At 69.9% G+C, this 6,634-nt stretch carries 4 protein-coding genes, 1 rRNA gene and 1 pseudogene; 3 read left to right on the forward strand and 3 right to left on the reverse strand.

Going from position 1 to position 6,634, the window contains the following annotated elements; genetic code table 11:
- Window positions 1-70, reverse strand: a 16S ribosomal RNA gene (locus G6045_RS38280); the annotation flags it as partial.
- A gap of 584 nt (window positions 71-654) precedes the next feature.
- On the opposite strand from G6045_RS38280, the gene G6045_RS38285 reads away from it, so the two are divergent.
- A complete protein-coding gene (locus tag G6045_RS38285) occupies window positions 655-1,104 on the forward strand; it encodes a PTS sugar transporter subunit IIA (RefSeq protein WP_165336857.1) in 450 nt (149 codons plus the stop codon).
- Window positions 1,105-1,181: 77 nt separating this feature from the next.
- Complete coding sequence (ptsP, locus tag G6045_RS38290; RefSeq protein ID WP_165336858.1) at window positions 1,182-2,852, forward strand: phosphoenolpyruvate--protein phosphotransferase; 1,671 nt, start codon at window positions 1,182-1,184, stop codon at window positions 2,850-2,852.
- Window positions 2,853-2,914: 62 nt separating this feature from the next.
- Here ptsP and G6045_RS38295 read toward each other — a convergent pair whose 3' ends face one another.
- The gene (locus tag G6045_RS38295) at window positions 2,915-3,802 is read right to left on the reverse strand and encodes a hypothetical protein (protein ID WP_165336859.1); all 888 of its coding nucleotides are present in this window, start codon (window positions 3,800-3,802) and stop codon (window positions 2,915-2,917) included.
- A gap of 85 nt (window positions 3,803-3,887) precedes the next feature.
- Entirely contained in the window at window positions 3,888-5,855 is a 1,968-nt protein-coding gene (locus tag G6045_RS38300; protein ID WP_165336860.1) for an acetoacetate--CoA ligase, read from the reverse strand.
- 281 nt (window positions 5,856-6,136) lie between these two features.
- On the opposite strand from G6045_RS38300, the pseudogene G6045_RS38305 reads away from it, so the two are divergent.
- Window positions 6,137-6,634: pseudogene (locus tag G6045_RS38305) on the forward strand (glycosyl hydrolase); the annotation flags it as partial.

The raw sequence follows: 6,634 nt of genomic DNA on the forward strand, positions 1-6,634 counted from the left end.
ATCGTTCGACTTGCATGTGTTAAGCACGCCGCCAGCGTTCGTCCTGAGCCAGGATCAAACTCTCCGTGAATGTTTACCCGTAATCGGGTGAGCATCCGCGTTGAGCGGGACAGTCAGCGGAATAAGCTGACCATCCACAGCGTCCTCGCTGATGTTGCCACCCACAATCAAGGGGTGGACTTTCCAAAGGAACCGCGTCCGACCAATTGGTCGAGACGAGGTTGTCAATCTGGCGTTGACTTTTGGCACGCTGTTGAGTTCTCAAGGAACGGACGCTTCCTTTGTACTCACCCGCAGAGATATTCTCTGGAGCTTTCCTCCGGGCTTCCCTTCGGTGTTTCAAACTCTATCAGGCATTTTCCGTCTCTCTGACCAGCCTCCTGCGAGCACGCAGGACTAGATTCAGAGTTAGGATCTAGCTTGATTGAGGTTGCCTGGGTCGGGCGCTAGTAGCGCTCCGTCGTCCCGGGCAGGAGTACGACAGTACATCCCGCTTCGGGCGGACGCAAATCAGCGCTGGAAGGTCCTAGGTCCTTTGAACCGGGACGAGTTGTGCGGAAGCGTGACTTCTTATGACTTACGCTTCTGAACAGTGCGCCGTCCAGGACAGGTAGTGACGGCGTGTACAGACTCTCCACCCCTGGGAGGCTCCTCATGACGTCTGTGACGTCCCCCCTCGCCGGCAAGGCCATCGGCCTTGCGGCCGTGCCCGACCCGGTCTTCTCCGGTGCGATGGTCGGCCCCGGTACCGCTATCGACCCCGTGCGCGAGGCCGGCGATGCCGTCTCGCCCGTCGATGGCGTTGTTGTCTCGCTTCACCCCCACGCTTTCGTCGTCGTCGACAGTGAGGGCCACGGCGTGCTGACGCACCTGGGCATCGACACTGTTCAGCTCAACGGCGAAGGCTTCGAACTTCTCGTCAACAAGGGCGACACCGTGCAGCGCGGCCAGGCCGTCGTGCGCTGGGACCCCGCGGCCGTCGAGGCTGCCGGCAAGTCGCCGGTCTGCCCGATCGTGGCGCTCGAGGCCACGGCCGAGTCCCTGGCGGACGTCATCGAGGACGGCGACGTCAAGTCCGGCGACGCTCTCTTCAGCTGGAAGTGACGTCATCGCCGCCCAGGGCGGCAGGTACGACATCCACCGCGGCGGCTCGGACCGTCGCAACTATCGGAGACGGTGAAATGGAGACAACGCTGCGAGGCGTCGGCGTGAGCCACGGTGTGGCGATCGGCGAGGTTCGGCACATGGGCACGGCGGTACTCGAGCCGCCGGCCAAGCAGATTCCCGCGGAGGAGGCCGAGCGCGAACAGGGGCGCGCCCGGCAGGCGGTCGAGGCTGTGGCCGCCGATCTGAACGCGCGGGGCAATCTGGCCGGCGGCGAGGCGCAGGCGGTGCTCGAGGCGCAGGCCATGATCGCTCAGGACCCTGAGCTGATGGCCGATGTGGACCGTCGTATTGCCGTCGGTTCCACCGCCGAGCGCGGTGTGTACGACGCGTTCTCGCACTACCGCGAGCTGCTCGCAGGGGCCGGCGAGTACATGGCCGGCCGTGTGGCCGACCTGGACGACGTGCGGAACCGCATCGTGGCGCGGCTGCTCGGTGTGCCGATGCCGGGCGTTCCCGACAGCGACAAGCCGTATGTGCTGATCGCCCGGGACCTGGCTCCGGCCGACACCGCGCTGCTCGACCCGGCGCTCGTGCTCGGCTTCGTGACCGAAGAGGGCGGGCCGACCAGCCACAGCGCGATCCTCGCGCGTGCGCTCGGTGTGCCCGCCGTCGTGGCGCTTCCGGGCGCCGGCGAGCTGCCCGAGGGCACCGTGGTCGCGGTGGACGGCAGCACCGGTGAGATCTTCGTCGACCCGACCGCCGAGAAGCGTGCGGAGCTGGAGGCGGCGGCCGAGGAGCGCAAGGCCGCGCTGGCCGCTTCGTCCGGTCCGGGTGCGACGTCCGACGGGCACAAGGTGCCGCTGCTCGCCAACATCGGCGGTCCTGCGGATGTGCCGGCCGCGGTCGAGGCGGGTGCTGAGGGTGTGGGGCTGTTCCGCACCGAGTTCCTCTTCCTGGACGACAGCAAGAAGGCGCCGTCCGAGGAGAAGCAGGTCGAGGCGTACCGCAAGGTGCTCGAGGCCTTCCCCGAGGGCCGTGTCGTGGTGCGTGCGCTGGACGCCGGCGCCGACAAGCCGCTGGACTTCCTGACGCCGGCCGACGAGCCCAACCCGGCGCTCGGTGTCCGTGGTCTGCGCTCGCTGCTCGAGCACCCCGAGGTCATGCAGACGCAGCTGACGGCTCTCGCCAAGGCGGCCGAGGGTCTGCCGGTGTACCTCGAGGTCATGGCGCCGATGGTGGCGGACCGCGCGGACGCCAAGGCGTTCGCCGACGCCTGCCGTGCGGCGGGGCTTCAGGCGAAGTTCGGCGCGATGGTGGAGATTCCGTCCGCCGCGCTGCGTGCGCGGTCGGTGCTGCAGGAGGTCGAGTTCCTCTCGATCGGTACCAATGACCTCGCGCAGTACACCTTCGCCGCCGACCGTCAGGTCGGTGCCGTGTCGCGTCTTCAGGACCCGTGGCAGCCGGCGCTGCTCGACCTGGTGGCGCTGTCGGCCGAGGCCGCCAAGGCCGAGGGCAAGAGCTGTGGCGTGTGTGGTGAGGCGGCTTCCGACCCGCTGCTCGCCTGTGTGCTGACCGGTCTCGGTGTGACCTCGCTGTCCATGGGGGCCGCGTCGATCGCCTACGTGCGCGCGACGCTCGCCAAGTACACGCTCGCCCAGTGCGAGCGTGCCGCTGCCGCCGCGCGTGCCGCGGAGTCGGCGGAGGAGGCCCGCGCTGCCGCGCAGGCCGTGCTGTCCGGCGAGTGAGCATCGCTTGAGCGTTGTCCCGATGGGGCGTCCCACCATGAGGTGGGGCGCCCCATCGGCGTTCATCGGTGCGTGTGCCCCTCGAATGGCCCCAGGTCCGGTGCCGCGCAGTAGTCGACGCCGGATTCCGGGGGCAGCGGCTCTCCGGAGTGGATGTCGGTGCAGTACGCGTCGAACACCTCGGCCGCGGTGAGCGGCACGAGCAACTCTCCCTGCAGGCGCCAGCCTTGGACCCGGTCGCGGGTGTCGGGAGTGCTGGAGCGCGCGACCAGGCCGCCCGCGCTCCGGGTCGCGAGGGCGACGGCCAGGACCGAGGCGAATTCCATGGCCTCCTGCTCGTCGAGATCGATACGTCCGTCCGGGTCCGCGGAGGAGTGCAGGGCCGCGGTCAGGTCGTGTGCGGGCAGGGAGGCACTGCACACCAGGTGGTGGGCGCCGTGGCCGACGCTGTCGAGGACGCGGGTCAGCAGGCGGGAGGCCAGCGCGAAGGCGGCGCGGCCGATGTCCTCGCCGCACCCGGCGCACTCCCCGATGCCGGCAAGGACGGAGCCGGCGTACTCCCAGGTGGACCGGCGGACCGCCTCCTCGATCAGCGCGGGTACGAGGGTGTCGAGGGAGCTGCCGTCGAAGGGGACTGTGGCTCCGGCGGCCGCGAGGTCCGCGGTGAAGAAGGTGCGGCTCGCCGCGCGGTCGGGGTCGAGGTCCGATGCGGCGCAGAACTCCTCGTACTCCTCCGGGTCGAAGAGGGCCAGGGTGGTGTGTCTGCCCTGGGCGTCGCGTGCTTTCAGCAGGCCTTCGACCTGCCGGAGATACTCGCCGTGGTCGTCGAAGGCGAAGCTGCGGTAGTGCCGCATCGCTTCGAAGTCCACGTCGTCGGCGAGGACGCCGATGGTGCCGGCGACCTCGCGGCGCAGTGCGCGCCGCATCGTGTCCTGCTTGGTGTACGCCATGCTTCCCCCTGAACACCGTCGGTCAATGCTCACTCACCGTAAGTGGTGGCACTGACAACGGTGATCGAGGGGGAAGCGCTGCAGGTCAGCGGCGTTCGCGGGCCAAGTCGGCGTAGAACTGGAGGAGTTCCAGGCTGTCGACCGAGCCGGGATTGACCGCCTTGTCCAGGGGGGTGCCCTGGAGGAGGCGCTTGACGGGGACCTCGATGCGCTTGCCGGTGAGGGTGTGCGGGACGCCGGGGGCCTCGATGATCTCGTCGGGGACGTGGCGCGGGGAGAGCTGTTCGCGGATGGTCTGCTTGATCCGCGTACGGAGGTCGTCGTCCAGGACCGCGCCGGGAGCGAGATGGACGAACAGGGGCATCCAGTAGCCGCCGTCGGGCTGTTCGATGCCGATGACGAGGGATTCGCGGATCTCCGGGAGGCGTTCGACGGCCTCGTAGATGTCGGCGGAGCCCATGCGGACGCCCTGGCGGTTGAGGGTGGAGTCGGAGCGGCCGTGGATGACGACGGAGCCGCGGTCGGTGAGCGTGATCCAGTCGCCGTGGCGCCAGACGCCGGGGTACGTGTCGAAGTAGCTGTCGTGGTAGCGGGTGCCGTCGGGGTCGTTCCAGAAGTGGATCGGCATGGACGGCATGGGGTTGGTGACGACGAGTTCGCCGACCTCGCCGGTGAGGGGCTTGCCCTGGGGGTCCCAGGACTGGAGGTCCGTGCCCAGGCAGGGGGCCTGGAGTTCGCCGATGTGCACCGGGAGCGTGGGTACGGCGCCGGCGAAGCAGGAGCAGACGTCGGTGCCGCCGCTGACCGAGGCGATCCAGAGGTCTTCGCGTACCTCGTCGTGCAGCCAGCGGAAGCCGTCGGGCGGGAGCGGGGAGCCGGTGGTGGCGACGCACTGGATGCGGGAGAGGTCGTGGTCGCGGCCGGGGTGGACGCCTGCCTTGCGGCAGGCCATGACGTATGCGGCGGAGGTGCCGAAGAGGGTCGCGCCGGTCTGTTCGGCGATGGCCCACTGGGCGCCGGTCTCGGGATAGCCGGGGCTGCCGTCGTACAGGATCACGGTGGTGCCGGTGAGGAGGCCGGAGACGAGGAAGTTCCACATCATCCAGCCGGTGGAGGTGTACCAGAAGAAGCGGTCCTCGGGGCCGAGGTCGCAGTGCAGGCCGAGCTGCTTGAAGTGCTCGACGAGGATGCCGCCCTGGGACTGGACGATCGCCTTCGGCAGGCCGGTGGTGCCGGAGGAGTAGAGGACCCACAGCGGGTGGTCGAAGGGGACCTGCTCGAAGACCGGCTCGGTGTCGGACGAGGTCAGGGCGGACCATTCGAGTGCGCCTTCGGGCGCGTCGGTGCCCAGGAGCGGGATGTGGACCACCGCGCGCAGGGAGGGCAGTTCGCGGCGGAGCTCGGCGACGGCGTCGCGGCGGTCGTGCTCTTTGCCGCCGTAGCGGTAGCCGTCGACGGTGAACAGGACGACGGGCTCCACCTGTTGGAAGCGGTCGAGGACGCTGCGGGCGCCGAAGTCGGGGGCGCATGAGGTCCACACCGCGCCGACGGCGGCGCTGGCGAGGAGGGCGACGACGGCCTGCGGGATGTTCGGCAGATAGCCGCTGACGCGGTCGCCGGGTTGTACGCCGAGGGCGCGGAGTTCCGCGGCGAGGGAGCCGACCTGGCGGCGGAGTGCGGACCAGGAAACAGGGGTCTGCTCATGTGTCTCGTCCACATACAACAGCGCGGAATCGTCGGGTCGGTCCGCGGCCGCGCGCAACGCGTGCTCCGCATAGTTGAGGGTCGCGCCCGGGAACCACTCGGCGCCGGGCATCGAACGGTCGCCGAGGACGCGCTCGTACGGCGTGGAGAAGCGGATGTCGAACCACTCGACGACGGCCTGCCAGAACGACTCGAGATCCGTGACCGACCACCGGTGCAGGGCCTCGTATCCACCCTCCGCCGGTGCGCCGTGGTGGGTGGCGGCCCAGCTCTGGAAACGAGTGATCCGGGCTGTGGCGATCCGGGCCTCGTCGGGCTGCCACAGGGGGGTCGGTGCGGCGGTGGACATCGTGCGGCTCCCAAGCGGTACGCGGTGTGGACGCGGTGGGTGTGGGCCGCACCCGTACCGGGTCGGGCGGAACGATGTGCGGCTGACAGGGACGATGCCACGTGATCGACTTCCGCACCATAGTGGTCTCCCACACGTCCGCGGATTCAGGGGCGCGTGGGGATGGTGATGCGCCACAGCATCACCACCGGCGGCGGATGCGTGAAGATGTGCTCCCGCCCCGGGTGAACGGCAGTTGAACGCCCCCTGTGCGCGGTCGCGGCGGTGGCAGGGTGAGCCGCATGAACGGTCACGATCTGGTGCGATCCGTACGAGCGGTCGGCATGGTGGGCGCGGCGCAGAGCCTGCGGACGGTGCGCGCGGCCTGGCGCAGGCAGCGGGCCGACTCGGCCGGGCTGCCGCGGCGCGGGGCGGAGAAGGCGCGGGTGCCGGGGCCGGTGACCGGGGTCGAGCCGGGCCCTGGCGGGGGTGTCGTGCGGTTCGCGCGGTCCGAGCTGCGGGTGTGTGTGACCGGGGGCGGCGCCGTGTTCTGGGGCTGGGACGGTACGGGTCCCGAGCCCTCGTACGCGCTGTCGGGTCCACGGCCCGAGCCGGATCCGCGGGCGTTCCTGGAGCCCGACAAGGACGGCGGCTGGCGGGTGGTGTCGGAGCGGGTCATGGTCGTGGTGTCCCGGCACGGCACGGTCGAGGTGCGCACCCCGGGCGGGGTGGTGCTGCGGCGTGATCTGCCGCCGCGCTGGTGGGAGCCGGCGGGCGGGGGCGGTGCGCGGTGGGTGCAG

Source organism: Streptomyces mesophilus, from assembly GCF_011044995.1.
GTDB lineage: Bacteria > Actinomycetota > Actinomycetes > Streptomycetales > Streptomycetaceae > Streptomyces > Streptomyces mesophilus.